A 25,709-nucleotide genomic window follows, 5' to 3' on the forward strand; every position below is an offset into this window, starting at 1 on the left:
AGCAAGAAAAGGGCCGCCTCGATAGGCGGCCCTTGCTTTTGGTTCCTGTCTTTATGGCACTTGCTGCCGGCTTGAGAGGGTTATGCCAGGTCGAAGCGATCCAGGTTCATGACCTTGGTCCAGGCGGCAACGAAGTCGTCGATGAACTTGGGCTCGGCATCTTCACTGGCGTAGACCTCGGCCAGGGAGCGGAGCTGGGAGTTGGAACCGAAGACCAGGTCGACGCGGGTACCGGTCCACTTCGGTTCGCCGGTCTTGCGGTCGAAGCCTTGGTACAGCTCCTTGTCATCGGACACGGCCTGCCACTTGACTCCCATGTCGAGCAGGTTCTTGAAGAAGTCATTGCTCAGCGTGCCGGGACGCTGAGTGAAGACGCCGTGCCGGGTACCGCCCACGTTGGTGCCCAGCATGCGCATGCCACCGATGAGCACGGTCATTTCCGGGGCTGTCAGGGTCAGCAACTGGGCCTTGTCGATCAGCAACTGCTCGCCCTTGGCGTCTGACTGCTCCAGGATACCGTCCTGAATGTAGTTGCGGAAACCATCATAGAACGGTTCGAGTACTTCGAAGGCTTCGCTGTCGGTCTGCTCCTCCGTAGCATCCGTACGGCCAGGGGAGAAAGGCACGGTGATGTCATGTCCGGCATTTCTGGCAGCCTGTTCGACACCGGCACAGCCTGCCAGCACGATCAGGTCGGCCAACGAGATCTGTTTGCCTCCGGCATGCGTGGCATTGAATTCGCCCTGAATGCCTTCAAGCACTTTCAGTACCTTGGCCAGTTGATCGGGCTGGTTGGCTTCCCAGTGCTTCTGTGGTGCCAGGCGGATGCGTGCGCCGTTGGCGCCTCCGCGCAGGTCCGAGCCACGGAAGGTGGAAGCAGAAGCCCAGGCAGTGGATACCAGTTCGGAAACCGACGGGCCGGAGTCCAGCACCTGACGCTTCAGTGCCGCGATATCCTGATCATCGACCAGTTCGTGATCCACGGCAGGCACCGGGTCCTGCCAGATCAGTTCTTCGTCCGGAACTTCCGGACCAAGATAGCGAGAGCGTGGGCCCATGTCGCGATGGGTCAGCTTGAACCAAGCGCGGGCAAAAGCATCGGCGAGCTCATCCGGGTGTTCCATGAAGCGGCGTGAGATCTTCTCGTAAATCGGGTCCATGCGCAGTGACAGGTCGGTCGTCAGCATGGTCGGGATGCGCTTCTTGGAGGGATCCTGGGGGTCCGGAATGATGGCATCGGCTCCCTTGGCCTGCCACTGCCATGCTCCGCCAGGGCTCTTGGTCAGTTCCCACTCGTACTTGAACAGGTTCTCGAAGAAGTAGTGGCTCCACTGGGTCGGGGTCTGTGTCCAGGTGACTTCCAGGCCACTGGTAATGGCATCCCTGCCGCTGCCGGAGCCAAATGTACTGCCCCAGCCAAGCCCCTGTTCTTCAAGGCCGGCAGATTCCGGAGCAGGCCCCACATGACTGTCGGGAGCGGCGCCATGTGTCTTGCCGAAGGTATGGCCACCGGCGATCAGCGCGACGGTTTCCTCGTCGTCCATCGCCATGCGCGCGAAGGTCTCACGAATGTCCTTGGCCGCGATGACAGGGTCGGGATTGCCTTCCGGGCCTTCCGGGTTGACGTAGATCAGCCCCATATGGGTTGCCCCAAGGGGTTTCTCCAGATCACGATCGTCACCACCTGAAATACGTTTGTCGCTACCCAGCCAGGTGGTTTCCGAACCCCAGTAGACATCCTGATCCGGCTCCCAGGTGTCCTCACGGCCGCCAGCAAAGCCAAAGGTCTTGAAGCCCATGGATTCCAGCGCGACATTGCCGGTCAGAATCAACAGGTCGCCCCAGGAAAGCGCCCGACCGTACTTCTGCTTGATGGGCCACAGCAGGCGGCGGGATTTGTCGATGTTGACGTTGTCTGGCCAGGAGTTGAGTGGTGCAAAGCGCTGTTGCCCACGGCGTGCACCGCCACGGCCATCGAAGGTGCGGTAGGTGCCGGCAGCATGCCAGGCCATGCGAATGAATTGAGGCCCATAGTGGCCGAAGTCCGCAGGCCACCAGTCCTGGGAATCGGTCATCAAGGCACGCAGATCAGCCTTCACTGCCTCGAGGTCGAGGTTGTTGAAGGCTTCTGCATAGTTGAAATCCTCGTCCATGGGGTTGGACTTGGCAGAGTGCTGGTGCAGAAGGTCAAGACGCAGCTGGTTAGGCCACCAGTCCTGGTTCGTGGTACCGCCTCCTGCGGTCGCACCCGCATGGAAAGGGCATTGAGATGGATTTGCCTGATCGCTCATGACTCGTCGTGCTCCTTCTGTTCGCTAAGAAGACTGCTGGTATGAACAACATAGTTCGGCGTCAGGTTCGACGACAATGGATCCTCTCTATCCCTCTTATAGGTAGCTATTCGATCCTTCTTATAGATAGCTATTCACGCTACCCCACTGAATTCCTGTAGAAAGCTATCACTGTCCCCGAAGCTGACCTTCCAGGCGCTGGAGTCGTGGATCGTCTGGGCGTTGCTGGCGTAGCTGGGCCAGTGCCTCCAATGCCTGGGGGATGTGGCCCAGGGTGGCGTGCAGGTAGACCAGGGCATAAAGCAGGTCCGGGTCATCGGGAGCATGAGCCAGGCCAGTTTCAAGGGCCGAAAGCGCCTCGTCCTTGCGTCCCAGGCGATCCAGTAGTAGTCCTTGATTGTAGTAGGTCCTGGCATGGTTGGGACGCCACTTGGCAGCTTTATCCAACCATTCCAGTGCTTCTTCTCTCTGGCCCTGCTCTGCCAGTCCCAGCGCCAGCAGATATGCTAGGTGACCACGGTCCGGCTTGGGCATTTCCTCCAGTGCGACCCCTTCGCGCAGTGTTGTCCGTGCGCCTTCATTGTCGTCGCTGCGGCTCAGAAGCGTTGCCAGGTTGACACGCGCCGGCAGGAAATAGGGATCGAGCTTGAGTGCGGCACGATACTGTTCCGCAGCCTCGTCCCGACGACGGGTACGCTCCAGCAGGACTGCCAGGTTGAGTCGATTGCCGGGCAAGTCGGCGTTTTCTCGAAGGCGCCGTTCATAATCGTTACGTGCCTCGACGACCGCTTCACGTTGTGCCTCGGGAATCAGCATCATCGATGTGCCTGCCAGAGCCTTGATCGCTTCATCGCGCACCGCCAGGCGAGGGTCATCGACCAATGGCAACAACAGCTCGACACGCGCTTCATCCGGTGCCTGGGCGAAAGGGGGGATCGCCGCTGCACGTACCAGGCTGGAATCATCCTTCAATGCCTGTTCCAGCGTTGGAATGGCCGGAGTGCCATAGGAGGCCAGAGCATCGACGGCAGTGGCTCGGACGATGTCTGGCGTGTCGGTGTCCTGGCTCAGCGTAACGAGCCCATCCAACGCCTCGGGGTCTCCCTGGCGGGCAGCCTGGAGAGTGACTCCGTAATGTGATGTGGTGTTGGCACGGGACAGTTCTCCGAACCATTGCTGAATGGAGCTGGCAGCTTGAGCCGGGGACTGGTCCTGATGGCAGCTGGTGCAGGCATCTGGGCTGCTGGTCTTGTCATTGAGGTCCGGGCGAGGCACGCGGAAACTGTGATCGCGACGCGGGTCTACCACCATGTAGGTGGTTTCCGGCATGTGGCAATTGACGCATTGAGCTCCTTCGGAGCCACGTTCGTGATGATAGTGGTCCGGATTGTCGTAGTCCCCCGGCTTCAGTGTTGGGAAGCGCGCTGGAGGTGCCAGGTTATGGCATTGGGTACATAGACCATTGCCCTTAATACGTATCCTGGTGGTGTGGGGATCGTGACAATCGCTGCAGGCGACACCTGCTTCATACATCCGGCTCTGGACAAAGGAGCCGTAGACATAGACTTCGCCCTGAATCTGGCCGTCGGCATGGTAGAGTCCTTCGCTCAGCAGGCTGGGCAGTGCGATATCGGTGAGCGGCTTGCCATGACCTGGTCCCGGGCCAACGCCGAGCATCTGGCGGCGACTATGGCAGGTGGCACATTGCTCGACCAGCGCAGGCCCCTTGGTGTTTTTCAGATCCACCGCAAGTCCCATGTCTTCGGTGCTTGGTGCATCTTCTCCTGTCCCGGCTTTTCCTGTTTCAGCTTCTTTTGTCCCAGCTTCTCTTGTCTCAGCTTCTACGGCTGGATCGTTCTTCACACCATTGGCCCAGTCCAGATGGGATTGAGCAGGTCCATGACAGCTTTGGCAGCCGACGTTCTGTTCGTTCCAGGTCGTCGCGAAGGTATCTGAGGCTTCGTCGTAGTTCTTCTGCAGGTTGGTCGAATGGCAATCGGCGCACATGGCATTCCAGTTCTGGTAACGCCCACGCCAGTGCAGAGGATCATCCGGGGTGAAGGCTTGTCCGGGATATAGCGAGAACCAGCGCTGGCCTCCCTGATCCTCGGGACGAGAGTCCCAGGCGATGGTCAGCCCCTGCAACTTACCGCCGGGAAGCGCGACTAGATATTGCTGAAGAGGGGAATAACCGAAGGTATAACGGATGCGATAGGTCTTTGCGGGGTCGTCCGGTCCTTCAAGGGTGGCCTTGAAGCCTTCGTCATCATGGAAAAAGCGCGCCTTGACCGGGCCGTCCTCGAAGCTGGCATCCTCGAAGTCACCCAGCACATTTTCCTCTGTTGCCTCACGCATGGACCAGCCATGGTCTGAGTCCTTCCAGGCTTCGGCTTCGGCCTGGTGACAACTGGCGCAGCTGCCATCCGGCGCGTAACCCGCGGCATTGGAAGCATATTCAGGTAGCTGGCCATGGGGGGGCTTGGTAGCTTCCTCCGCCTGAACGCTTTTCCCCGTCTTGGTGGTGTCTTGTGCCATGACGCCAGGGCTCTGCACCAGCATGCTGAATGCCAGGGCGATCGCCAGCAGAAACAGGGGAGAGCGCCCAGCAGGATTGAGGGGCGGGAGGTGGGTCTTCTGCCAGCTTCTGAGCAGAGCATGCCAATAGGTGCGTCCCCAGTATCGCCATGCCCGAATGAGGATCCACAGACTCAGCGACAGAGCAACCAGGCCCGCGATCGTGCTCAGTATGATGCTTTTCCACGCGACACTCTGATGACGCAGTTGGTCCAGCGGAGAGCCTTCGGCACTGACATGCACAGAAGGAACAGAGGCTTCTTCGATCGTACCGCTCTGAAGGTTGAACCAGCGCAGGCGAATAGCAGGCAGCTCTCCTTCCGAGACCCCTTCCGCAACATAAGTGATGGCTTCCCGGCGAGTACCACCATTGGCGTTCATGTCCACCTTGGGGGATTCGGGATAGGCTCCCAGGCCCACGGGGGCTGTGTCTTCCAGCAGAGCAGGAATCAAGAGAGCACTGCCTCCTTCCAGGGTGATACTGATCTCTCGGCGCAAACTGTCACCGCTTTGCAATTGAATTGGCTGCTTGCCATCGGCAGCAGAGGCTGACGAAGTGCTGGTGGAAGTGGCTGAGTCTTCTGTCCTGCCATCGTTCTTGGTTTTATCCTGAGTTGTATCTGCAGGAGTTGTATCTGCAGGAGTTGTATCTGCACGAGCGGTATCTGCATGCACAATATTCAGAGTCTGCTCCAGATGCAGAGCCGTGGCGGCGACATAAGGATCAAGGTCCTGAGCGGCCTCCGGCACTGTGGAGGTCAAAGACAATGCGGGGAGATTCAGCTGCCTGGCAATGGGCGTGCCATCTTCGGAGTTGCTATAGGTCACTTCAAGCGGCTCACGGTTCAAGACAAAGTTTCCGGGGGCGAGTGGCGTCAACTGATAGCTGCGGGTAACGCCAGACCAGGTCTGGCCATCGATGCGCTCGCTGGTGGGGGTAGTGGAACGCTCGGGCAATGCCACTTGCAGATTGGCCATGTCCAGTGAAGGAAACGCGACCGGTTTGGGCATATAGGTCGGCACCAGTACGGTGATGCGCAAACGTGCACTTTGTCCTGGAGCGACCTGTTGCGGGGTCACGCTAGCGCTGACCTGCGGTACAGGTTCTGCAGTGGTGTCTGGTTGGGATGACGGGGCGGCCTGGGCCAGTGCTGTCGGAGGAAAGAGCAACGGGCAGCTGCACAGCAGGATGATCAGGAAGCCACTCGACAGCCTCATGGCGTTGTCTCCTGGCGGGCTTCCACAGCAAAGCGCTGGCGCAGATAGTCGGAAGTATTGCTGTTCAGAGTCGATATCCATTGCTCGGCGGTCAGCATGCCTTCTCCATCCTTGGTGGTGACCTGTGTATCCTGCCCACGGTTTTCCTCGTTGTCGAAGGTGACATCGTCAGCATCATCCTGTCCGGTGTCTGATTGTTCCCTGGACTCTTCCACATAGGTGAGGATGCGTTTGGCCAGCTCGAGGTTGCGTTCGCCTTGAGGATAATCGGGGTCGATGCTGAGTACCTTCTCGAACGCCTGCACTGCAGGGCGATATTGATGTCCTCTGATCAGTGCCAGGCCTTGGGTAAAGGCAGCGTCTGCACTGTCCAGTCGGCCGAGCAGTTCGGCAGCAGCGTCATACTGACCATCCCGGTACATGGCATAACCCTGCCAGGCAGGATCCTGAAAATGGCTAGCGGCTTGCGCATAACGACGATGTTCCACCCACCAGCGACCTTGCTGATCGGGGGTGAGAAAAGCATCGACCAGCCATTGCCTGAGCCCCGTGTGGGACTCATCGCTGGCTTGTGCTCGAATCGCGACCTGATTCTGGGCCATCGCCTGGGGAAGGGTGGCAGGCCAAGGTAGCAACAGGAGACATGCCAGCAACGACGGCGTCCCAAGCCCCCAGCCACGTCGAAACCACAACAGTGCCAGCAGTGCTGCGGGCCAAGCCAGCCACATGCCGCGGTCTTCCCAGGCCAGTCGATCATCATTGAGCAGTGCGCGGCGGTGAGCGGCAGCCAGCAGGCGTTCCAGGCGCTGAATATCCCGCTCATCAGCGCTGACCGCGACTCGTTCTGCATCTACGGCATCGATCACCGGTGTGCCGACATTGCCTGGTGCCATGACCAGAAAGGCCAGGGTAGTGTCTTGCTGTTGGCTGAAGGCATCGCGGTCTGCTGAGCTCAGTCCATCGGTCACGAACAGGATGGCGCCAGGCTCCTCTCGCTTGGCCAGTTGCTCCTGGGCGAGTGTCAGCGCATCACTTGCAGCACCATCACCAGCCTGAGGCATGACGTCTGGCGTCAGACCTTCGAGATAGGGCTTGATCAGTTCAGGGTCATTGGTCAGTGGTACCACCAGATGTGCGGACCCTGAGTAGGCAATCAGGGCTGTATCGGCGCCGCTACGGGTAGCCAGGAGGTCGGAGATCTTGTGCTTGGCCCGTTCCAGGCGGTTGGGTGGCACATCCTGGGCCAGCATGCCCTGGTCGACTTCGACCACCACCACCAGGGGAGCCGTCTGGGCGATCAGTGGATTGGGCATACGGCTCCAGCTGGGCCCTGCGGCTCCTGTCACCAGCAGTATCAGCATCAAGCTGAGGGTATCTACCGGGGTGATCCATCGGCGCTGTTGGGTACCGATGCGCATAGCCTTTTCGAGATGTTCGGCGATATGCGGTGTCGGTCCTGTGCCAGCTTGTCGGTGGCGGCGCCACCACCACCAGAAGACCACAATGACCGGCAACAGCAGCATCCACGCAGGGCGCAGGAAATGCAGGGCGGAAAGCGCATCGAAGAAGGTATTCATGATGCGGCCCTCCGTCGGTGCTCAGTACGTTGTTCTGTATGTTGTTCTGTAGGTTGCTCCGTAGCTTGGGCAGTACGTTGGTCCGTAGTTTGAAGAGAGTGCTGAAGAGAACGATGACGCCACATCTGGAATGACAACACCAGCAAAGTAAGGATAGCGGCAGCACCCATGGGCCAGTGAGCCAGGGAGCGGTGCTGGCGATAGCTCTGGCTGGCTGTCTTGCGCGGGGCCAGCTCATCGATACGTGCGTAGACCTGGGCCAGGGCGTTCTGGTCAGAGGCTGTGAAGAAGGCGCCGCCAGTGCGCTGCGCGATAGCTTTCAGGGTATCGAGATCAACACGGTTCTCACCTTCTCCCTGAGGATCACCCACGCCGATGGTGATGATGCGAACACCGCGTTGTGCCGCAATTTCTGCGGCATTGATCGGGCTCATGCGGCTTCCGGTATCGGAACCATCACTGAGCAGAATCAATAGGCGCTGTTCCACCTGGCTGGTCTCGAACTGGCGAATGGACAAGCCGATGGCATCGCCCAGGGCCGTATGCGGACCTGCCATACCGACCTCTGTGCCATCCAGCAATTCTTGAAGCGTGTCGAGGTCTTCCGTCAGAGGCGCCTGAACAAAGGCCTTGGTGCCGAACACGATCAGGGCCAGGCGTTCCCCTTCCCGAGAGTCGAAGAAATCGGAAATGACTTCCTTGACTCCGGCCAGGCGCTGAATCGGCTGGCCGCTAGCGGAAGGAAAATCCTTCTCGTCCATGGAGCCGGAAATATCCACGGCCATGATCAGGTCGCGGGCAGCACTGTCCCAGCGGATCGGGGGGCTGATCTGTTCGGGGCGTGCCAGTGCCAGCACGATCAGTCCCCATATCAGTACGCCAGCTACCAGCATGACTCGGCTGCGCTGTGGTACCGCTGCCCCGGCAGCAGGCGTGATCCCAGCAGCTTCGACGAAGCGTTCAAAGAACGGCAAGCGCATGGCGGTGAGCCGTTCGCGGTGGGCTGGCATCAACCACATGACCAGCAAGGGGAGCGGCAGCAACACCAATGCCAGGGGGCTCGCCAGTTCAATCATTGACGCTGCTCCTGATGGTTGCTGATGGTTGCTGGTGGTTGCTTGATGGTGGTTGCTTGATGGTGGTCGATTGCTGATGGTTGTCTATTAGTGGTGTGATGTTGAATCCAGTGACGGGCCAGGGCTGCAAGTTGGTCCAACGCTTCACTGTCATGGCCTGGGCGGTAGGGGGCGTTGATCAGGGCAATGCCGAGAGGTCCGTTGAAGCGGCCGTGCTGAGGCGTCGGGAAGTGACGGTCTAGAAAGGCAATCCAGGCTTCTCCGCGCAATGCTGCGACCTGATCCCGTGGCCAGGCGGCCAGCGCTGTCCGCCTCAGTATATCGGCCACTGCCGGCAGGCCTTCCCCTTGTGCAAGGCGTCGATCAAGTTCGCGCAGGGCCTCGCGACGATAAGTGTTGCTGCGCCAGCGTTTCCAGCGGCGCAGGGCAAACCACAGCAGAACCAGAGCAAGGATAGCGGCCAGTACCGCCCAGCCCCAGGTCTGGGGTAGCCAAGGCACCGGAGAGGGCTCTGGTGGTGGGGACAGCTGATCGATCAGCTGCGATAGCATCAACGGGGCTTCGCGCTGAGCATTATCGCTAGCGGCTTCCATGCTCATGACGATGACCTCCTGCCCCGGCTGGCCAGGCCGAGCAGCTTGCGCAGCTGTGGAAGCGCAGGCTCGCCTGCAGAAAGTGGCGCCAAGATCATGCCGAATCGGCGTTGCCAGCCAGCCAATATCTCCTGACGTTGATCGGAGACGGTTTGCAGAGCGTGGTGAACCTGTTTGTCGGACGTGTCCAGTGTGGCCTGTAGCTGCCCATCACTGACCACCCGACGCAAGTCATGGGGCAGTGACTCGGACAAGGGATCGCTGACCGGTGCCAGCACCACATTGTTGTGACGACAAAGCACGCTGAGCAAGGCTTCACTGCGTGGCCCTATGACATCGAAATCGCTCAATATCACGATCAGGTGATCGCGCTTGGCAAGGTGTGAAACCGATGTGAGTATGGCATCCAGCGAAGTGGGAGCCGGCGCTGGGCGTTCGGCATGCAGTGCACCATTGGCCTCGGCGAGGTGCTTGAACAAGCGCATCAGTGTGGCGCGGGATCGCTTGGGACGAACTTCGTCGAGGCCATCATCACGAATGACGATGCCGCCGATGCGATCATTCTGAGCGAGGACAGCGAAGCCCAGCAGAGCGGCGGCTTCGGCAGCCGTGACGGATTTCATGGCATGTCGAGAACCAAAGAACATCGACATGCGCTGGTCGATGACCAGCAGAGTGGGACGGTCACGCTCTTCAGTGAATACCCGCACATGCGGAACACCGGTGCGCGCGGTGACATGCCAGTCGATGCTGCGCACATCATCCGACGGCAAGTAATTGCGCAGCTCGAGAAAATCGAGCCCTCTTCCTCTCAAGCGTGAGCCATGGCGTCCATTGAGCACACTGCGGGCAGGCTGGCGCGGTAACAGTCGCAGCTTGGAACCTTGTGGCTCGAGAGACTGCAGATAGGCAAGATCCACATGCACCCTGTGGTCCGGGGAGGGCGCACTGGACTGGCTTCCCTGTCCCCGTCCATGGCTCAGGGTTGCTGTACGCAGACGAGCGGTGGCGGCATGCATCAGACGTATCCTGTGTCCGGGTCTTCAGGGTAGAGCAACCAGGCGGATCAGTTCCTTGATGGCATCATCGGCACTGATACCGTCTCCCTGAGCTTCGAAGCTCAGGCCGATGCGGTGGCGCAACACATCATGGGCAATGGCCTGAACATCCTCTGGATCCAGATAATCACGACCGCCGAGCCAGGCATGGGTGCGTCCGCAGCGATCCAGTGCCAGGGAGGCACGAGGACTGGCGCCCAGTTCGATCCAGCGTCCCAGGTCCTCGGACAACGCTGCAGGGGTGCGTGTCGCTTCGATCAGGTCGGCCATGTAGCGCTCGACTGGATCACTGACATGCAGGTTGGCGATTTCCCTGCGTGCAGCGAAGACCGATGCCTGGGAAATTCTTACCGGCTGCGGCAGAGAGGCTTCGCCATCTTGTGCTGAGGCATCCATGGATTGAGCTGCGCGCATGGCACTGGTCACTTCCTCGCGCCGCACCAGGCGAATCACTTCCACTTCCTCCTCCACGCTGGGGTAGTCGATCAGTACGTGCATCAGGAAGCGGTCCATCTGGGCTTCAGGCAGCGGGTAAGTGCCTTCCTGCTCGATGGGGTTCTGGGTCGCCAGCACCATGAACAGCTCCGGCATGGGGTGCGTTGTCCCGGCAACCGTCACCTGGCGTTCTTCCATGGCTTCGAGCAGTGCCGATTGCACCTTGGCAGGGGCTCGGTTGATCTCGTCGGCCAATACCAGATTGGCAAACAGCGGCCCTGGTTGGAAACGGAACTGCGGGCCATCCTGGCCCTGGTGATAGATCTCGCTGCCTGTCACGTCCGAAGGGAGGAGATCGGGAGTGAACTGAATACGGCTGAAATCCGCCTCCAGGTGTCTCGACAGGGCCTTGATGGCGCGTGTCTTGGCCAACCCAGGAAGACCTTCGATCAACAGGTTGCCATTGGCCAGCAGGCCAATGATCAGGCGCCGAATAACATCGCGCTGGCCGATGATGGATTCGCCAACGGCTGCTTCCAGGCCCTGGATATCGGCGCGAATATCGTCATGAGTCGTCATTGTGCCTCCGGGTAGACAGCCGACCAGTCGTTGGCCATGTCGACCAGCACCCAGCCCCGGTCCGCTGCTTCGTCCAGTCCCTTATCGAGCTTGCCGAAGTGACTGTCGCGATCATAGGCGACTTCTCGCTTACCATCGGTGTGATGCACCAGCACGCCAAGACGAGGACCATCGCCTTGCGTGGACCAGGTCAGCATGGGTACATCGCCATCGGAGTTGCCGACGGCCATGATCGGGCGTAGGCCGATCTTCTCATCGATGGCGACGGGTTTACCCGGGCCATCGTCGACATAGTCGATGCCGGCGCGCTTCATCAAGGTCAGCGTGCCATCTTCATCTACCAGCTCGACGCTGCCTCTGCTGCCGATGATGTTCTGTGGTGCAATGCCATAGGCCTCGGTGGCAAAGGCGCGCATGAAGTGGACACCGCCTCCAGAAACGATATAGGTATCGAAGTCTTCATCACGCAGGTAGTCGAGCAGTTCCAGCATCGGCTGGAAAATCATGTCGGTATAAGCCATATCTGTGTCGGGGTGTCTGGCGTTGGCCAACCAGTCACGTACATCGGTCTGGAAGTCATCCACACTGATATCCGCGTGAGAAATGGCAATGACTTCAGCGAGCCCTTCCATGCCAGCGGCCATTGCCGGGGCTATGTCGCCATTGGCCGCTGCTTTCTTGATCTCTGTATCGAGTCGGGATTCATCTGCTGTGGCGGCACGGTCCAGGGCATAGGCCAACTGGAAGTACATGGGTTGCTCGGTCCATAGCGTGCCGTCATTGTCGAATACAGCAATGCGCTGCTCTTCAGGCACGAAGTCATCGCTGTCGGGGTCTGTGACGTTTTCGACGAATTCGATGATGGCTTTCTTGCTGGCGCTGTCGTTCCAGGATTCAAGTGGCTCGGCCAAGGCCAGAGGGGCGGAGAGGGTCGCGGCCAGGCCCAGACTAGCGGCGATGATGCCTGGGGAGGGTATGGTCTTCATGGTGTCCTTTCCTTAAGAAGTCGACAATAGAAAGTCCGACCCGGAAAAACGCCCAAGGCTGCCCTCCCGAAGGAGGACAGCCAGTGGATAGGTCGTTAATTGCCTGTAGCAGGCTGGCCTAAGGTATCTATCACCTTGTCCAGGCTGAAGCTAGCCGCTTTCATGCGTGGCGGAAACTCCTTGAACGTTTCTAGGAATTTGGCCACATAGGCCTGGGCAGGAACCATGAAGAAGGCATGATTCATCATCCAGTCATAGTAGGTGTTGGAGGTGATCTGAGCCCGCTCATAAGGATCGCGGCGCAGGTTGAACATCAACGGCACGCGCAGCGGAGTGAAGGGGTTCATCCAGACCTGCAAAGTACCTGCTGCACGCTGCTCCATGAAAATCAGCTTCCAGTCATCGTAGCGCAGGGCGGTCAGGTCGCCATCATCAGAGAAGTAGAAGATCTCATGACGCGGAGATTCTTCAGTTTCGCCTGTCAGGTAGGGCAGGAAGTTGTAACCGTCCAAGTGGACCTTGTACTCACGACCGATGGCCTCATAGCCCCCCTCCATCAGTTCTTCCTTGATGCCATCATGACCTGCAGCGGCAAGGAAGGTCGGTGTCCAATCCATATGGTGCATGATCTGGTTGGAAATGCTGCCTTCCTCGATATGGCCCGGCCAGCGCACCATGGCCGGTACCCGCCAGCCACCTTCCCAGTTGGTGTTCTTCTCGCCACGGAACGGTGTCATACCCGCATCCGGCCAGCTGTTCATATGCGGGCCGTTGTCGGTGGAGTAGAACAGGATGGTATTGTCGGCAATACCCAGCTCATCCAGCTTGTCCAGGAACAGGCCGACATGAGCGTCGTGCTCCATCATGCCATCGGCATATTCGTTCTGGCCGGACTGACCACGCAGCTCATCCTTGACGTGGGTACGGAAGTGCATGCGAGTGGCGTTCCACCAGACGAACCAAGGGGTGCCTTCCTCGGTCTTGCGCTCGATGAAGTCCAATGCGGCCGCAGAGGTTTCGTCATCGATGGTTTCCATACGCTTGCGGGTCAGCGGGCCGGTATCCTCGATCTCGCCGTCGGCTGTGGACTTGATCACGCCACGTGGGCCGAAGGCTTCACGGAAGGTACGCCCATCCGCCAGGACCATGTCGCCAGGGTAGTCCGGTAATTCGGGCTCTTCCTCGGCATTGAGGTGGTAAAGGTTGCCGAAGAACTCGTCGAAACCGTTATTGGTAGGCAGGTGCTCGTCACGATCCCCCAGATGGTTCTTGCCGAACTGGCCAGTGGCATAGCCTTCCGCCTTGAGCAGGCCGGCAATGGTCGGATCCTCGATGCTAAGGCCTTCCTTGGCACCTGGCATACCGACCTTGGACAGGCCTGTGCGGAACACGCTCTGGCCAGTGATGAACGATGAGCGCCCAGCGGTACAGGATTGCTCGCCGTAATAGTCGGTGAACATCATGCCTTCGTCAGCAATACGGTCGATGTTGGGGGTCTGGTAGCCCATCAGGCCATGGGTATAGGCCGAGATGTTGGACTGACCGATATCATCACCCCAGAGCACCAGGATGTTGGGCTTGTCAGTCTGAGGTGCATTTCCAGAAGCATCGTCTTGAGCGATTGATGGAGTGGAAAATGCCAGAGTCGCTGCTGTCAGCGTGGCGGTTAGAGTGGCAGCCATATGGCCAGGCCGAGGTACAGCCATGGATCGAGACGGTATGGAAGATAACACGCGAGCCTCCCTGACTTGTGCGAGTCGTCGGATGTTGACGTATCAAGGAAATCTACAAAGTGAGGTTTCCTCAGCGAGACAGTATAGGAGAAAACTTAACCAAATCGCGCATTCCTAATGAGGTAGTTTTTTATATGTCATTGGGTATATAAAGAAAGAAAAATCAAGTGGATAAAATGTTTTTCATACTCTTGAAATGGTAGTCATTGAAAATCCAGATATTTTTTTTAAGAGAGGTTTTGCATGCATCTTCAGTGGCATAGGCGTTATGCCTTATCGATATAACTTTCTTGTTTTTTATGTTAAATGTTCTCATGAGAAGCGTTTTTGTTTAAAGCGTTTTATTTAAAGAGCACTGGGTGTTCAAGATTTCCAATCTGGCGTTTCTTAACCTCCGTCAAGAATGTTGGCTTCCACAAGCGAAGTTATTAGTGCGAGAGACTTTGCCAGCCCAAGTAGCAGAGCCCCGCTGGAATTGCACCTGGCAGGTTTTTCGGGTGACATGCACTTCGGTGCCGCAGGATACTCGTTCAGATAGGCGGAGCTTGCTGGCAGAGTAGTATGGTTGCAGGAGTGCACCGCCTTCGATTCGCAGGCGGTGCTTGTGTTCAGGGAGTCATCGGTACACCGGATTGCCAGTCATCCCAGTGGCTGACGATCTCATCCACTACCCGAGAGCCAACCAATTCTATGTTGGCAACGGTTTCGGCGAACCCCCCTGCAGTATTGCCCGGAGCGGGATCCAGGTGTTCCTGTGTGGTTTCATTGGGGTTGCCTTGGTCAAAGTTCACCGCGCCACGCAAGCTAAGGATGCGATCGGTCCCCCACAGTCGATCAATGACCTGGGTGATGGCAGCAGCCTCCATCTCGGTAATCACATAGTCATCGGCACCATAGAGCTCGGTCATGTATTGGGCTTCCTGTGACAAGCCGGGCCCATGAAAGAAGGTATCTCCTGTCATGTGCGTACCGGTTCTGACAAAGGGGGTCCGCTGGGCGCTCTTGTCGGGATAGCGTTCACGGTATTGCTGGGCGGACTCGGAGTCCTGCAACGGAGTGTCTTCACTCAGCACCATGGCTTGTTCTACCAGTTGCGGGTTCAGTTGATAGACACGAATGTCCTCATAACCCTTGCGGGGCATGAACGTTGGAGCGCCGGGTTCGCCTTCATCTGCTGCCCAACGGTGGCCGAGATCGTAGTCCACCAGCCAGGTGGCCCAACTGACCATGCCGATGGTGCCTTGAGAGGGCGGGGTTCCCGCCACACCACTAAGAATGAAATAGGTATCGCTGAAGTCGTAGCGAGGGTCGAGCAGAATCGCCTGCATGGATGATGATGAAGCTACCTTGCCCATGCCGAGTACAGAGCCACAGACGCCATCATCATTGCAGTAGAGTTCGTGAGTGGCTCCTCTGACAGCCACCGGTTGTGCATCCTGCCAATAATGCTCGTACCAGTGCTGGAATTCTCCCGCACGATCACCCGTGTTTTCCCCGATCTCGAACATGCTGGCAATGAACACCTTGACCTCTGTTGAAGAGGAGGCATCGTTCGCCAGGGAAGGGATAGGCAGTAGACTGGCGAGGAAGATCGCTGCGGTGAGAGGGCCCCGTAGACCCGAGAACGGTGAGGACATTGTGCTCCCTTTTGTTGTACATAAAATCGTTGTATACAGAAAACGCCTTGAGTTTAGAGGAAGCGCCGAATAAATACTCAGATGGCTGGTGTCATGCTTGCGAGATAACGAGCCCGGGGTGGTGGTGGTATCCAGATAAAAAGGGGGCGTGATGATTCCCGCTGAAGTCGATAACGTGCTGCATGTCATCCGTGAATTATTGGCGGATTCCCTGGTGGCGGCATACCTGCATGGGTCTGCTGTCGCTGGTGGGCTGCAGCCTTCGAGTGATGTCGATGTGCTGGTTGTCATTGACGAGCCGCTGGATTCGGAAACGCGCCTGAGCCTGACGACAGCACTGATGGGAATTTCGGGACATCCGGCGCGTGATAGCTCCCTTCGCCCTGTCGAATTGATGATCTTTCTTCGCACTCAGCTTGTCGCTGATATCTATCCCGCCCGCTGTGAGTTCATCTACGGTGAATGGCTGCGCCATGAGTTTGAGCGTGGCGCAATACCTCAGCCTGCCGAAGATCCAGAGCTTACTCTCGTTCTTGCTCAGGCACGGCAGGAAGCGAAACCGCTGTTCGGCCCCAGTGCTTCCGAGCTGCTCCCGCTTATCCCACCAGCCGATATACGCCGCGCAATAGGCGATCTTCTGCCTGACTTGCTGGCTTCCCTGCAAGGGGACGAGCGCAATGTGCTGCTCACCCTGGCGCGTATGTGGCGAACATTGACGGAGGGGGATTTCGTCACCAAGGACGCAGCCGCCAGCTGGGCCGAGCCCCGTTTGCCTGTTGAGCATGCTGCGCTGCTCAGGGACGCCCGGGAAGCCTATCTGGGCATGCATGCCGATGACTGGAGCACCCGCCAAGAGGAAGTCCTGCGCACAGTGAATGCGATGCAACATCGCATTAGGGATGCTCAGTAGCATTGGCAACATATCTACGGCATGATGGACAGTGAGACTGCTGGCAAACTACTACGCTCGATCATGCAGTGTTGAAATCCTCCTCAAAATGCTCATTTACATCTCGTAAATTGCGCTTCTTCGTCTGATTTCGCCTTGCCTGATCGTTGCTCGCTACCTTTGCAGCAGCCTCGGCTTCGTCGGTTTCCTTCGGGAATGAAAAGGGAATCCGTGCCGAGCCTTGCTCGGTAACCGGAACTGCCCCCGCAACTGTAGGCGGTGAACTTGCTTCGGCGCACCACTGGGAATCTAGCCCGGGAAGGTGAAGCAAGTGTCGATCCGTCAGTCAGGAGACCTGCCGACTTCAAGTGCAATCCCACGTGCAACGACAACCGGACGGGGTGTTCCGGAGAAGGGCAGATGAAACATATCCTACTTGCGTCCTGCGCGCTCAGCGCAGGCCTTGCGACGTTCTCGGGTTATGCCGAGACTTCGCACGATCTTTCGACTCACGATCTTTCGACTCACGATCTTTCGACTCACGATCTTTCGGCCGATGGCGCTTTTGTTGGTGACTCTTCAGTTGACGGCTCTTCTGTCGGCGACTCTTCAGTTGACGATTCCCAAGCTGCCAGCCATGCCACTGATTATCCTTTGACGCTGACGAACTGCGGTCAGGATGTCACTTTCGACAGAGCACCTGAACGCGTCGTATCCATTGGCCAATCGGCGACCGAGGTGCTGTATTCCCTGGGGCTTGCCTCCCGGGTGGTGGGCACTTCGGTGTGGTTCAACCCGGTACTGCCGGAGTTTGAGCAAGTGAACGCGGGGATCGAGCGGCTTGCTGATAATGATCCCAGTTTTGAATCCGTGGTCGGCAAGCGGCCTGACCTGGTGGCCGCACAATATGAATGGCATGTGGGCGATACGGGAAGCGTGGGCACGCGAGAGATGTTCCACGACCTTGGCATTGCATCCTATGTCATGCCGGTTGACTGTGACACGAAAGACAACTCGACCGGCGGCGATGGTATCCGCACAGCGGCCTTCGCCACCGAATCGATCTACAAGGGCATTCGCGAACTCGCTGCCATCTTTGATGTTAAGGACGCGGGCCAAGCGTTGGTGAGCTCCCTCCAAACCCAGGAAAACGAGGCCATTGCCCGAGCCAAGGCCCTCGACCTGCCTGATGATCTGTCGGCTGTCTTCTGGTTCTCTTCAGCCGATCTGGATAGCGACCCCTTCGTTGCCGGGCGCCTTGGTGCACCGGGCTACATGATGCAGAAGCTGGGCATCGAGAATGTGGTTTCATCCAATGAAGAATGGCCTGGCGTCGGCTGGGAAAGCATCGCCAAGGCGGATCCGGATGTCATCGTCATTGCGGATATGGATCGGCGGCGTTATCCCGCAGATGATGCGGCACAGAAGCTGGATTTCCTGCGTAATGACCCGGTGACCAGCCAGATGACGGCCGTGCGTGAAGGGCGCATCGTGACCATGGATGCGCATGCCATGAGCGCGACGATGCGCACGATTCACGGACTCGATAGCTTGTCTCAGGCGCTCGCGGAAATGAACTTTTTACACATGAACCATGCACATGAGTGACGTGGGCTCTCCCCAGGCATTCCGTCGAGGGCATCTGTGGCTCTGGCTGTCGCCATGGATGTTGCTGGCGGCGATCCTGTTCGGTACCGCTATCGGCGAGACACGCATTCCCCTGTCGGTAGTGATGGAGACCGTTGCCAATCGGCTCTGGGATGCCGGATATCCAGTGAACCGCATCGATGAAGGCATCATCTGGAGCTACCGGCTGAGCCGGGCCATCGTGGCGGCTGCCTGCGGGGCAGGGCTGGCGCTGACGGGAGTGGTACTGCAGGCACTGCTGCGCAACCCTCTGGCCGATCCTTATCTGATGGGGCTCTCTGCGGGGGCTTCGACAGGCGCGGTGGTGGTCACCGTGGCAGGACTGGGGGCCGGGGCCATCTCGATGTCATTGGGTGCGCTCATCGGCGCGCTGGTCGCTTTTGCCCTGGTCGCCCTGCTGGCTCAGGTCGTCGCTGGTCGGGCCGACACAGGGCGAGGCTCCCAGGCGGCAGCGATTATCCTGGCCGGCATAGCGGGCTCGCAGCTGTTCAATGCGTTGACTGCCTTCATCATCGCCAGAACCGCCAATGCGGAACAGGCGCGCGGCATCATGTTCTGGTTGATGGGCAACCTGTCGGGCACCCGTTGGGAGGATGTCGGGGCGACGGTCCTGGCTGCCCTGGCAGGTGCCGCGGTGTGTTTCTGGCATCGGCGCTCACTTGATGCGTTCACCTTCGGGGCGGACAGCGCCGCCTCGCTGGGTATTGCGGTCAGGCCGGTGAGAGGGCTGCTGATCACTGTCACGGCAGTGATGGTCGGGGTGATGGTTTCCAAGGTTGGCTCCATCGGTTTCGTCGGTCTTGTCGTCCCCCATGCAATGAGATTCCTGGTCGGGACAAGGCATGATCGGCTGGTGCCGGCAACCGCACTGGCGGGGGCGGTCTTCCTGGTCGTTGCCGATGTGCTGTCGAGAGTGATCGTGCCCGGGCAGGTGTTGCCGATTGGTGTGATCACGGCGCTGGTGGGGGCTCCGGCTTTTGCTCTCATTCTGGTTCATGGACGACGAGCCCGTGGACGATGAACTTGCGGACGACGAACTTACGGACGATGAACTCATGAACGGCGCGGTAGATGATGCTTGCAGCTGAAAATCTCTCGGTTTCCGTGCGTGGCACTCCGATCCTGCGCAATGTGTCGTTGCGGTTGCAGCCGGGGGAGTGCCTTGGTCTGATCGGCCCGAATGGATCAGGAAAGTCCACTCTGATGCAATGCCTCGCCGGGCTCAGGAAACCTGGCAAAGGGCGTGTGCTGTTGAATGGCCAGGCGATGGACAGGACATCGGCCAGAGTCCGGGCTCGCCAGTTGGCCCTGGTCGAGCAGCAGGCAGAGACCGCAGAACGCATCACGGTGCGTGAAGCCGTGGAACTCGGCAGGATTCCCTTCCTGTCGCCGTTGCGCCCTTGGCGGGCTGAAGATGATGCCTGCGTGCAGCAGGCGTTGGTTGCGGTTGACATGGCCGGCCTCAGTGACAGGCTCTGGCATACCCTGTCGGGTGGTGAGCGTCAGCGTGTGCACATTGCCAGGGCCCTGGCACAGTCGCCCGAGATCCTGTTGCTGGATGAGCCAACCAACCACCTCGACATCCGCCATCAGCTGTCAATCCTGGCCCTGGTTCGTGCCTTGCCCGTGACCAAGGTCATCGCGCTGCACGATCTCAATCAGGCCTTGGCATGCGACCGCTTGGTGCTGTTGCATGATGGAGCCATCGTTGCCAGCGGTGAACCGCGCAAGGTGCTGACGACACAGCATCTGCGAGAAGTCTTCGGGGTCGAGGCACGCTATCTGACACCTGACCCGGACGAACCTCCGCTGATACGTTTCTCCTGCGCCACGTCGCTGAGTTACTGAGCCATTGCCCGAACGAATTGGCTGAATGAATTGTCAGAGTGCTCCGGCCGTGTCATCCCGGGGTGTCATTCTGCGCAGGCACATGGCGTAGCGAAATCGCCGAGACAATGGCCAGGGCCAGAATGGCGATCCCGCTGACGGCAGCCGTGACATTGAGCCCCGTGGTGAAGGCCTGTCGAGCGCCTTCCACGGCTTGAACCGGCAACTGATCACTCATGGATATCGCTGTCCACAGGCTGTCGTGCACGAGAGCGGCGCTAGTGGCTGGAAGGTCGCCCGCCTGTGTCATATCAACCAATGTCATGCCGACCTGTAACCGATAGATGACGCTGGCCAGGCTGCCGAGCAGGGCAACACCCAATGCAATGCCCAACTCCTGAACCATTTCGGACATGGCAGATGCCGACCCTGCCTTGTTGGCGGGGGCCGTTCCTATCACCAGTTCTGTGCCCAGGGCTGCCAGGGTGCCCAGGGCAAGATAGACCAGCGAAAAACCTGCGATGGCGGTCCACACTCCATCCGGAGACGTTCCGACCAGTGCCAGCAACAGATAACCCAGGGTCGAAAGCGCCAATGCTGCTGACACCACATAGCCTGGGCGAACCCGTCTTGCCACCAGCGGTGCCGTGATACCGGCGATGACCATCATCAGCGCCGGAGGCCCCATCCACAGTCCTGCTGCCAGCGGTGTCAATCCTGCCACCAGTTGCAGGTACTGGGTCACCAGCAGCATCACGCCAGCGACGGTCGTCAATCCGAGCAGCAGCACGATCAATGCGCTGCTGAATGTACGGCTGGCAAACAAGCGCATATCAAGCAGGGGGCTGTCCAACTGGCCCTGGCGGCGGACAAAAACGCTACCCAATGCAATGCCCAGGGCGATGGCCAACACTGGTACTGTCTCAAGCCCTGTCTCAAGCCCTGTCTTGGCAATTTCCTTCAGCCCATAGATCACCGCGAGTATGGCGACGAGTGACAGCAGCACGCTGATCAGGTCCAGGCGCTCACTGTGTGCGGCGCGATATTCCGGCAACAGCAAAGGAGCGGTAAGCAACAGGACAGCAGCTATCGGCACGGCAACAAGGAAGGCTGATCCCCACCAGAAATGGCTCAGCAGCCAACCGCCCAGCACGGGACCTGCGGCCATGCCCAGGGCGAACATGGTGGCCCATATGCCGATGGCCAGCGCACGCTGGCGGGCATCGCCAAACAAGTTGCTGATCAGGGCCAGGGTCGAGGGCATGAGGGTAGCCCCGGCGATGCCGAGCAGGGCCCTGGCGACGATCAGCATCTCAGCGCTGGTGGCGTAGGCAGCCGCGACGGATGCTGTCCCGAACAGCGCTGTACCGATCATCAGCAGGCGACGACGGCCGATGCGATCACCCAGGGTGCCCATGGTGATCAGAAATCCGGCAATCATGAAGCCATAGGCATCCATGATCCATAGTGCCTGGCTGCTGCTGGGCTGCAACTCCACTGCCAGGGCGGGAAGGGCCAGATAGAGAATGGTGACATCAAGGCCCAGTAATGCTGTCGGTAGTGCCAGTACAGCCAGTCCGAGCCATTCCTTGAGGCTTGCCTGACAGGTCGTGCTGCCGATTGGCGGGGGATAAGGTGAGGGTAACGGGTATTGATTACATTCGTAGGCCATGTCGCCTCCCAGCAAAGCATGTGTCGCGTGAAGCAAGTGAGCAGTGATGCAAGCGGAAACGACATGTTGGGTCTGTTATTATCCGGGTACAATATAGCCAGTTATCCTATTACTAAAAGTAAATACCTGATAACAACAGCGAGATGATGTCGGCCGGAATCATCGCGATGCTCAGGAGTACCTCGATGACGAAGAAAGACCAGGGGCGAAGCCTGGAGCGGACACGCAGTGAACTCACCGAGTTTCTGCTGCACCATCGCCACAAGCTGACGCCCGCCGATGTGGGGCTGCCCACCACGGGACGCAGGCGCACCCCGGGGTTGCGCCGTGAAGAGGTTGCCTCGCTCGCGGGTGTCGGGCTGACCTGGTACACCTGGTTCGAGCAGGGCCGTGACATCAATGTCTCGGAAAGTTTTCTGCTCAGCGTTTCCCATGCGCTGAAGCTGGACGATGCGGAGTGCTGCCATCTCTTCTTGCTTGCGCATCGCCGTCCACCGCCAGTGGAGGCCTATCAATGGCAGTCCATTTCGGCACGGATTCAGGTATTGATGGATGAGCTGCCACGCCCCGCCTATGTCATGAACCTGCGTTGGGATGTGATTGCCTGGAATGCGGCAGCGGAGCACCTGATCGGCTTTGCCAAACGGGAAGTGCATGAGCGCAACATGCTGCGCATGGTCTTTGCGGATCCGTCCTTGCGCCGGCGCCTGCCGGAATGGCACCGGGATGCCTGTCGCTTGCTGGCCCAGTTTCGTTGTGATCTGGCAGCGGCACCAGAAGACCCTGCGATGCAGGAGCTGATCGAAGAGTTGATTCGGTTATCCCCGGACATGCGCCGCTGGTGGCAGAAGGCCGAACTGGACGCCTACAGCTACGGTATCGGTGCCATTCAGGGCAAGGGGCCAGGCCCGGACAGTGATTCATCCCAGTCAAACCAGGATAGTGACTCGACGCGCCAGGACTTCGACCACGAAACATTGATCGTGGATGAGCACCGCCATCTGCGGATGGTGGTGTATTTTGCCGAGCATTTTTAGTTGGCTGAGAACCTTTAGTTGGCTGAGTATTTTTAGTTGGAAAGCGCCAACTTGATTCCAAGGAAACCGAACACGCCGGCAAAGCTGCGCTTGATCCAGCGCATGACCGAAGGGCGCTGAATCACATAGTCCCGCGCGTAGGCGGCAAAGGCCCCGTACACCACAAAGACAACAAAGGTCATGGCCATGAAGACCAGGGCCAGTCCAACCAGAGAAGCCGTTGGGTGAAGGGTATCCGGTGAGACGAACTGAGGCAGAAAGGCGAGAAAGAACAACGACAGCTTCGGATTCAGAATATTGAGCAAAGTACCATTGGTAGCAACGCGTACGAGGCCTGCCTTTTCTTTGTTTTCTGGAACACCGTTTTCTGGAACACCGTTTTTTGAAGCACCGCTTTCTGCAACATCGTTTTCGGGCACTTCCATCAGGCCCTTGTCGTGCAATATTTTCCAGGCCATGTAGAGCAGGTAGATCACGCCAAGATACTTGATGAGCTGGAAGGCGAGGGCACTGGTGTGCAACAGGGCAGCTAGGCCGACGATGCTGGCCAGTGCCGCCGGAACAATCCCCAGGGTGCAGCCGAGAGCGGCAGCAATACTGGCCTTGAAGCCACGTCCCAGCCCAATGGCCAGGGTATAGAGGACTCCCGTCCCAGGTAACAGCACGACGACCAGAGAGGTCAGCAGAAATTCAAGTGACATGGGGGCTCCCGTTTCCATCATTCCATTCATGACTCAATGTAGGTCAATCGTCGATATGTTTGCCTGACATTGGCTCCACATGGGCTAGTCATTTGTTGGATATTTTATCGATAACTTTGTAGGAAATAGATTACAGAAATGATCAGCGATCACTTACGCCTCAAGCCTTGGCCAACGCTGTGCGCCTTTTAAGACGCTGGTAAAATACCTCTTTTTCGAAATATTCAATTCCCTGTCATCAATCGGCTGCAACATGACGCGGCAGGGAAGCGGCTGTTTCAAACTTGGGTATTTAGAGGTTTCTCCCACAAATATTCAACAACAATAAGCCAGGAGGGCGTATGACATTGTCACCATCTCGAACTTGGAAGCGTTCGACGGGTTCTTCATGGTGGCGTCTTGCCTGGTTGCCGATCGCCATACTGACCTGGCCTGTTGTGGGAGCAGCGCAGCAGCTCCCTCCTGGGGCAACGCCACCTGCGGCCACGAACTCCCTTAATCGCAATTTCCTGCGCGATGACCAGCGTCGCCTGCTGGAAGAGCAACGCGAAAAGCTGGAACAGCTGGAGCGTCTTCCTGGGCGCGAGGCGAAGCCTTCTGCCCCCGTGACGCCACCTTCCACAGAGTGTGTCCAGGTCGATGACATCGACCTGAATGGTGTGACCCGCTTCAATGCCCAGCGTCAGCAGGCCTGGGTGGCGCCTTACGAGGGGCGCTGCCTGACCGTCGAGGACTTCAATGCCCTGCTTGGCGATATCACCAATGCCTATGTAGACCAAGGCTTCGTGACCACGCGGGCCTATCTGGCCCAGCAGGACCTGACCCAGCGTCAGCTGAAGGTAGTGGTGTTCGAAGGCCGCATCGAAGCGTTGGAAAGCACCAACTCGACGCCCACTTCCCGGGAAATTTCCATGGCCTCGCCCGTGGCCGCCGGAGACGTGCTCAATCTGCGTGATCTGGAACAGCTGGTCGACCAGTTGGGTCGTCTACCGTCGCGCCAATCGACCATGGAGCTGGTGCCGGGCGAGGAGGTCGGCGGCAGCCGTGTTCAGCTCGATAGCGAAGGCGGCCGTCCGGTGCGATTTTCGCTTGGGCGTAATAACGATGGCACCGAGGATACCGGTGAGCAGCAATGGGCCCTTGGCTTCGAGTGGGACAGCCCGTTGGGCCTGGCCGACCAGCTACGCATGCAGTGGGGCCATGATGTCACGGGTCACTCCGGTATCGGCTCTCGCGATGGCTATATCGATTACAGCGTGCCGTTCGGCTATTGGAACTTCTCCTACAGCTATACCGAAAGTGCCTATGACACTGTGGCAGAAGCGGACGGCTTCCTCTTCGACTATGACGGAGTCAGCCAGCGCCACCGGCTGATGGCCGAACGCCTGCTGCATCGCGATCAGGTCAGCAAGACTTCCGCCAGTGTTGCCCTAAGCCGGGTAACAACGCGCAACAATATTGACGGCCAGCGCATTGATCTCAGCAGCCAGACACTCGCCGACGTGACCCTGGGCTTCAACCACGGCCGCCGTATTGGCAGTGCGCTGGTCAATGCCGACCTGCAGTGGAGCAAGGGACTGCGTAATTTCGGCGCCCAGCATGACGAGAACAAGGTGTCCGGGGAACCGAAGGCCCAGTTCGAGAAGACCATGCTGACGCTGAGTGCCGTGCAGCCGTTCTCGTTGTTCGACCAGTCGTTGCGCTTTACCAGCCTGGCTTATGGTCAATGGAGTGACGATGTGCTCTACAGCCCTTATCGCCTGACGATTGGCGGGCTGGAGTCGGTTCGCGGATTCAAGGAGCAGTCCTTGAGTGGTGACAGCGGCGCCTACTGGCGTAACGAAGTCAGCTGGCATCTGCCGCTGGAGATGGCGCGGCCTGTGTTCCATAGCATGGAGCTGTCACTGGGCTATGACATGGGCGTCATTCATCACGGTGACCACAACCCTGAGCTGCATGGCCGCATGACCGGCTATGCCGTGGGGCTGGGTCTACAAGGCGAGCATCTTGCCGTGGATGTCAGCACCGCTCACTCACTGGAGCGCCCCGAGTTCATCGAGGACGACGAGACCCCGGTGTATTTCAACGTCACGGCCTTCCTGTAAGGGGAGTGGCACGTTACGACGCGCCACATCCGTAGGCGATAGAAAGAAAAAATCAGAAAGAAAAACAGAAAGAA

18 protein-coding genes and 1 riboswitch are annotated in these 25,709 nt (G+C 58.6%); of the genes, 6 read left to right on the forward strand and 12 right to left on the reverse strand.

Annotated elements, in window-relative coordinates:
* Positions 1-80: 80 nt before the first annotated feature.
* The 10 genes from katG to E4T21_RS04525 form a co-directional block, all read right to left on the reverse strand.
* A complete protein-coding gene (katG, locus tag E4T21_RS04480) occupies positions 81-2,291 on the reverse strand; it encodes a catalase/peroxidase HPI (RefSeq protein ID WP_149283886.1) in 2,211 nt (736 codons plus the stop codon).
* Positions 2,292-2,459: 168 nt separating this feature from the next.
* Positions 2,460-6,083, reverse strand: coding sequence for a tetratricopeptide repeat protein (locus tag E4T21_RS04485; protein WP_205423450.1), 3,624 nt, complete (start codon positions 6,081-6,083; stop codon positions 2,460-2,462).
* Complete coding sequence (locus E4T21_RS04490; RefSeq protein WP_149283888.1) at positions 6,080-7,660, reverse strand: VWA domain-containing protein; 1,581 nt, start codon at positions 7,658-7,660, stop codon at positions 6,080-6,082. Before E4T21_RS04490 ends, E4T21_RS04485 begins: the two co-directional genes overlap by 4 nt.
* Complete coding sequence (locus E4T21_RS04495) at positions 7,657-8,736, reverse strand: VWA domain-containing protein (RefSeq protein WP_149283890.1); 1,080 nt, start codon at positions 8,734-8,736, stop codon at positions 7,657-7,659. The genes E4T21_RS04490 and E4T21_RS04495 overlap by 4 nt, the downstream gene beginning before the upstream one ends.
* Positions 8,733-9,335 carry a DUF4381 domain-containing protein gene (locus tag E4T21_RS04500; RefSeq protein ID WP_205423451.1) on the reverse strand — a complete coding sequence of 201 codons (603 nt, stop codon included), beginning with the start codon at positions 9,333-9,335 and terminating at the stop codon, positions 8,733-8,735. The genes E4T21_RS04495 and E4T21_RS04500 overlap by 4 nt, the downstream gene beginning before the upstream one ends.
* On the reverse strand, positions 9,332-10,348 hold the full coding sequence (locus E4T21_RS04505; protein ID WP_149283892.1) for a DUF58 domain-containing protein: 1,017 nt from the start codon (positions 10,346-10,348) through the stop codon (positions 9,332-9,334). Before E4T21_RS04505 ends, E4T21_RS04500 begins: the two co-directional genes overlap by 4 nt.
* A 24-nt stretch (positions 10,349-10,372) precedes the next feature.
* Positions 10,373-11,401, reverse strand: coding sequence for an AAA family ATPase (locus E4T21_RS04510; protein ID WP_149283894.1), 1,029 nt, complete (start codon positions 11,399-11,401; stop codon positions 10,373-10,375).
* Positions 11,398-12,387 carry an HAD family hydrolase gene (locus E4T21_RS04515; protein ID WP_149283896.1) on the reverse strand — a complete coding sequence of 330 codons (990 nt, stop codon included), beginning with the start codon at positions 12,385-12,387 and terminating at the stop codon, positions 11,398-11,400. Before E4T21_RS04515 ends, E4T21_RS04510 begins: the two co-directional genes overlap by 4 nt.
* Before the next feature lie 95 nt (positions 12,388-12,482).
* Positions 12,483-14,069: an arylsulfatase gene (locus E4T21_RS04520; protein WP_149283898.1), complete on the reverse strand. Its 1,587-nt coding sequence runs from the start codon at positions 14,067-14,069 to the stop codon at positions 12,483-12,485.
* Between the two features lie 659 nt (positions 14,070-14,728).
* Complete coding sequence (locus E4T21_RS04525) at positions 14,729-15,757, reverse strand: purine-nucleoside phosphorylase (protein ID WP_149283900.1); 1,029 nt, start codon at positions 15,755-15,757, stop codon at positions 14,729-14,731.
* A gap of 151 nt (positions 15,758-15,908) precedes the next feature.
* Between E4T21_RS04525 and E4T21_RS04530 the strand changes: the two genes are divergently transcribed.
* From E4T21_RS04530 to E4T21_RS04545, 4 genes are all read left to right on the forward strand, one after another.
* A complete protein-coding gene (locus E4T21_RS04530) occupies positions 15,909-16,667 on the forward strand; it encodes an aminoglycoside adenylyltransferase family protein (protein WP_149283902.1) in 759 nt (252 codons plus the stop codon).
* A gap of 165 nt (positions 16,668-16,832) precedes the next feature.
* Positions 16,833-17,023, forward strand: a riboswitch (cobalamin riboswitch).
* Between the two features lie 43 nt (positions 17,024-17,066).
* Complete coding sequence (locus tag E4T21_RS04535; protein ID WP_149283904.1) at positions 17,067-18,254, forward strand: ABC transporter substrate-binding protein; 1,188 nt, start codon at positions 17,067-17,069, stop codon at positions 18,252-18,254.
* Positions 18,247-19,314, forward strand: a complete 1,068-nt coding sequence (locus E4T21_RS04540) for a FecCD family ABC transporter permease (protein WP_240349288.1) — start codon at positions 18,247-18,249, stop codon at positions 19,312-19,314. The genes E4T21_RS04535 and E4T21_RS04540 overlap by 8 nt, the downstream gene beginning before the upstream one ends.
* Before the next feature lie 50 nt (positions 19,315-19,364).
* A complete protein-coding gene (locus E4T21_RS04545) occupies positions 19,365-20,141 on the forward strand; it encodes an ABC transporter ATP-binding protein (RefSeq protein ID WP_149283906.1) in 777 nt (258 codons plus the stop codon).
* Positions 20,142-20,193: 52 nt separating this feature from the next.
* Here E4T21_RS04545 and E4T21_RS04550 read toward each other — a convergent pair whose 3' ends face one another.
* The gene (locus E4T21_RS04550; protein WP_149283907.1) at positions 20,194-21,792 is read right to left on the reverse strand and encodes an MFS transporter; all 1,599 of its coding nucleotides are present in this window, start codon (positions 21,790-21,792) and stop codon (positions 20,194-20,196) included.
* 185 nt (positions 21,793-21,977) lie between these two features.
* Between E4T21_RS04550 and E4T21_RS04555 the strand changes: the two genes are divergently transcribed.
* Entirely contained in the window at positions 21,978-22,829 is an 852-nt protein-coding gene (locus E4T21_RS04555) for a helix-turn-helix transcriptional regulator (protein WP_149283908.1), read from the forward strand.
* A 32-nt stretch (positions 22,830-22,861) separates the two neighbouring features.
* Here the strand turns inward: E4T21_RS04555 and E4T21_RS04560 are convergent, their stop codons facing one another.
* Positions 22,862-23,530, reverse strand: coding sequence for a LysE family translocator (locus E4T21_RS04560; RefSeq protein ID WP_149283909.1), 669 nt, complete (start codon positions 23,528-23,530; stop codon positions 22,862-22,864).
* A gap of 341 nt (positions 23,531-23,871) precedes the next feature.
* On the opposite strand from E4T21_RS04560, the gene E4T21_RS04565 reads away from it, so the two are divergent.
* Positions 23,872-25,635, forward strand: a complete 1,764-nt coding sequence (locus tag E4T21_RS04565) for a ShlB/FhaC/HecB family hemolysin secretion/activation protein (RefSeq protein WP_149283910.1) — start codon at positions 23,872-23,874, stop codon at positions 25,633-25,635.
* The last annotated feature ends 74 nt before the right edge of the window (positions 25,636-25,709 follow it).

It is taken from the genome of Halomonas binhaiensis (genome assembly GCF_008329985.2).
In the GTDB taxonomy this organism is placed as follows: domain Bacteria; phylum Pseudomonadota; class Gammaproteobacteria; order Pseudomonadales; family Halomonadaceae; genus Halomonas; species Halomonas binhaiensis.

Coding starts and splice junctions, on each gene's coding strand:
- katG (WP_149283886.1), bottom strand. CDS start 2,291: ATGAGCGATCAGGCAAATCCATCTCAATGCCCTTTCCATGCGGGTGCG.
- E4T21_RS04485 (WP_205423450.1), bottom strand. CDS start 6,083: ATGAGGCTGTCGAGTGGCTTCCTGATCATCCTGCTGTGCAGCTGCCCG.
- E4T21_RS04490 (WP_149283888.1), bottom strand. CDS start 7,660: ATGAATACCTTCTTCGATGCGCTTTCCGCCCTGCATTTCCTGCGCCCT.
- E4T21_RS04495 (WP_149283890.1), bottom strand. CDS start 8,736: ATGATTGAACTGGCGAGCCCCCTGGCATTGGTGTTGCTGCCGCTCCCC.
- E4T21_RS04500 (WP_205423451.1), bottom strand. CDS start 9,335: ATGAGCATGGAAGCCGCTAGCGATAATGCTCAGCGCGAAGCCCCGTTG.
- E4T21_RS04505 (WP_149283892.1), bottom strand. CDS start 10,348: ATGCATGCCGCCACCGCTCGTCTGCGTACAGCAACCCTGAGCCATGGA.
- E4T21_RS04510 (WP_149283894.1), bottom strand. CDS start 11,401: ATGACGACTCATGACGATATTCGCGCCGATATCCAGGGCCTGGAAGCA.
- E4T21_RS04515 (WP_149283896.1), bottom strand. CDS start 12,387: ATGAAGACCATACCCTCCCCAGGCATCATCGCCGCTAGTCTGGGCCTG.
- E4T21_RS04520 (WP_149283898.1), bottom strand. CDS start 14,069: ATGGCTGCCACTCTAACCGCCACGCTGACAGCAGCGACTCTGGCATTT.
- E4T21_RS04525 (WP_149283900.1), bottom strand. CDS start 15,757: ATGTCCTCACCGTTCTCGGGTCTACGGGGCCCTCTCACCGCAGCGATC.
- E4T21_RS04530 (WP_149283902.1), top strand. CDS start 15,909: ATGATTCCCGCTGAAGTCGATAACGTGCTGCATGTCATCCGTGAATTA.
- E4T21_RS04535 (WP_149283904.1), top strand. CDS start 17,067: ATGAAACATATCCTACTTGCGTCCTGCGCGCTCAGCGCAGGCCTTGCG.
- E4T21_RS04540 (WP_240349288.1), top strand. CDS start 18,247: ATGAGTGACGTGGGCTCTCCCCAGGCATTCCGTCGAGGGCATCTGTGG.
- E4T21_RS04545 (WP_149283906.1), top strand. CDS start 19,365: ATGATGCTTGCAGCTGAAAATCTCTCGGTTTCCGTGCGTGGCACTCCG.
- E4T21_RS04550 (WP_149283907.1), bottom strand. CDS start 21,792: ATGGCCTACGAATGTAATCAATACCCGTTACCCTCACCTTATCCCCCG.
- E4T21_RS04555 (WP_149283908.1), top strand. CDS start 21,978: ATGACGAAGAAAGACCAGGGGCGAAGCCTGGAGCGGACACGCAGTGAA.
- E4T21_RS04560 (WP_149283909.1), bottom strand. CDS start 23,530: ATGTCACTTGAATTTCTGCTGACCTCTCTGGTCGTCGTGCTGTTACCT.
- E4T21_RS04565 (WP_149283910.1), top strand. CDS start 23,872: ATGACATTGTCACCATCTCGAACTTGGAAGCGTTCGACGGGTTCTTCA.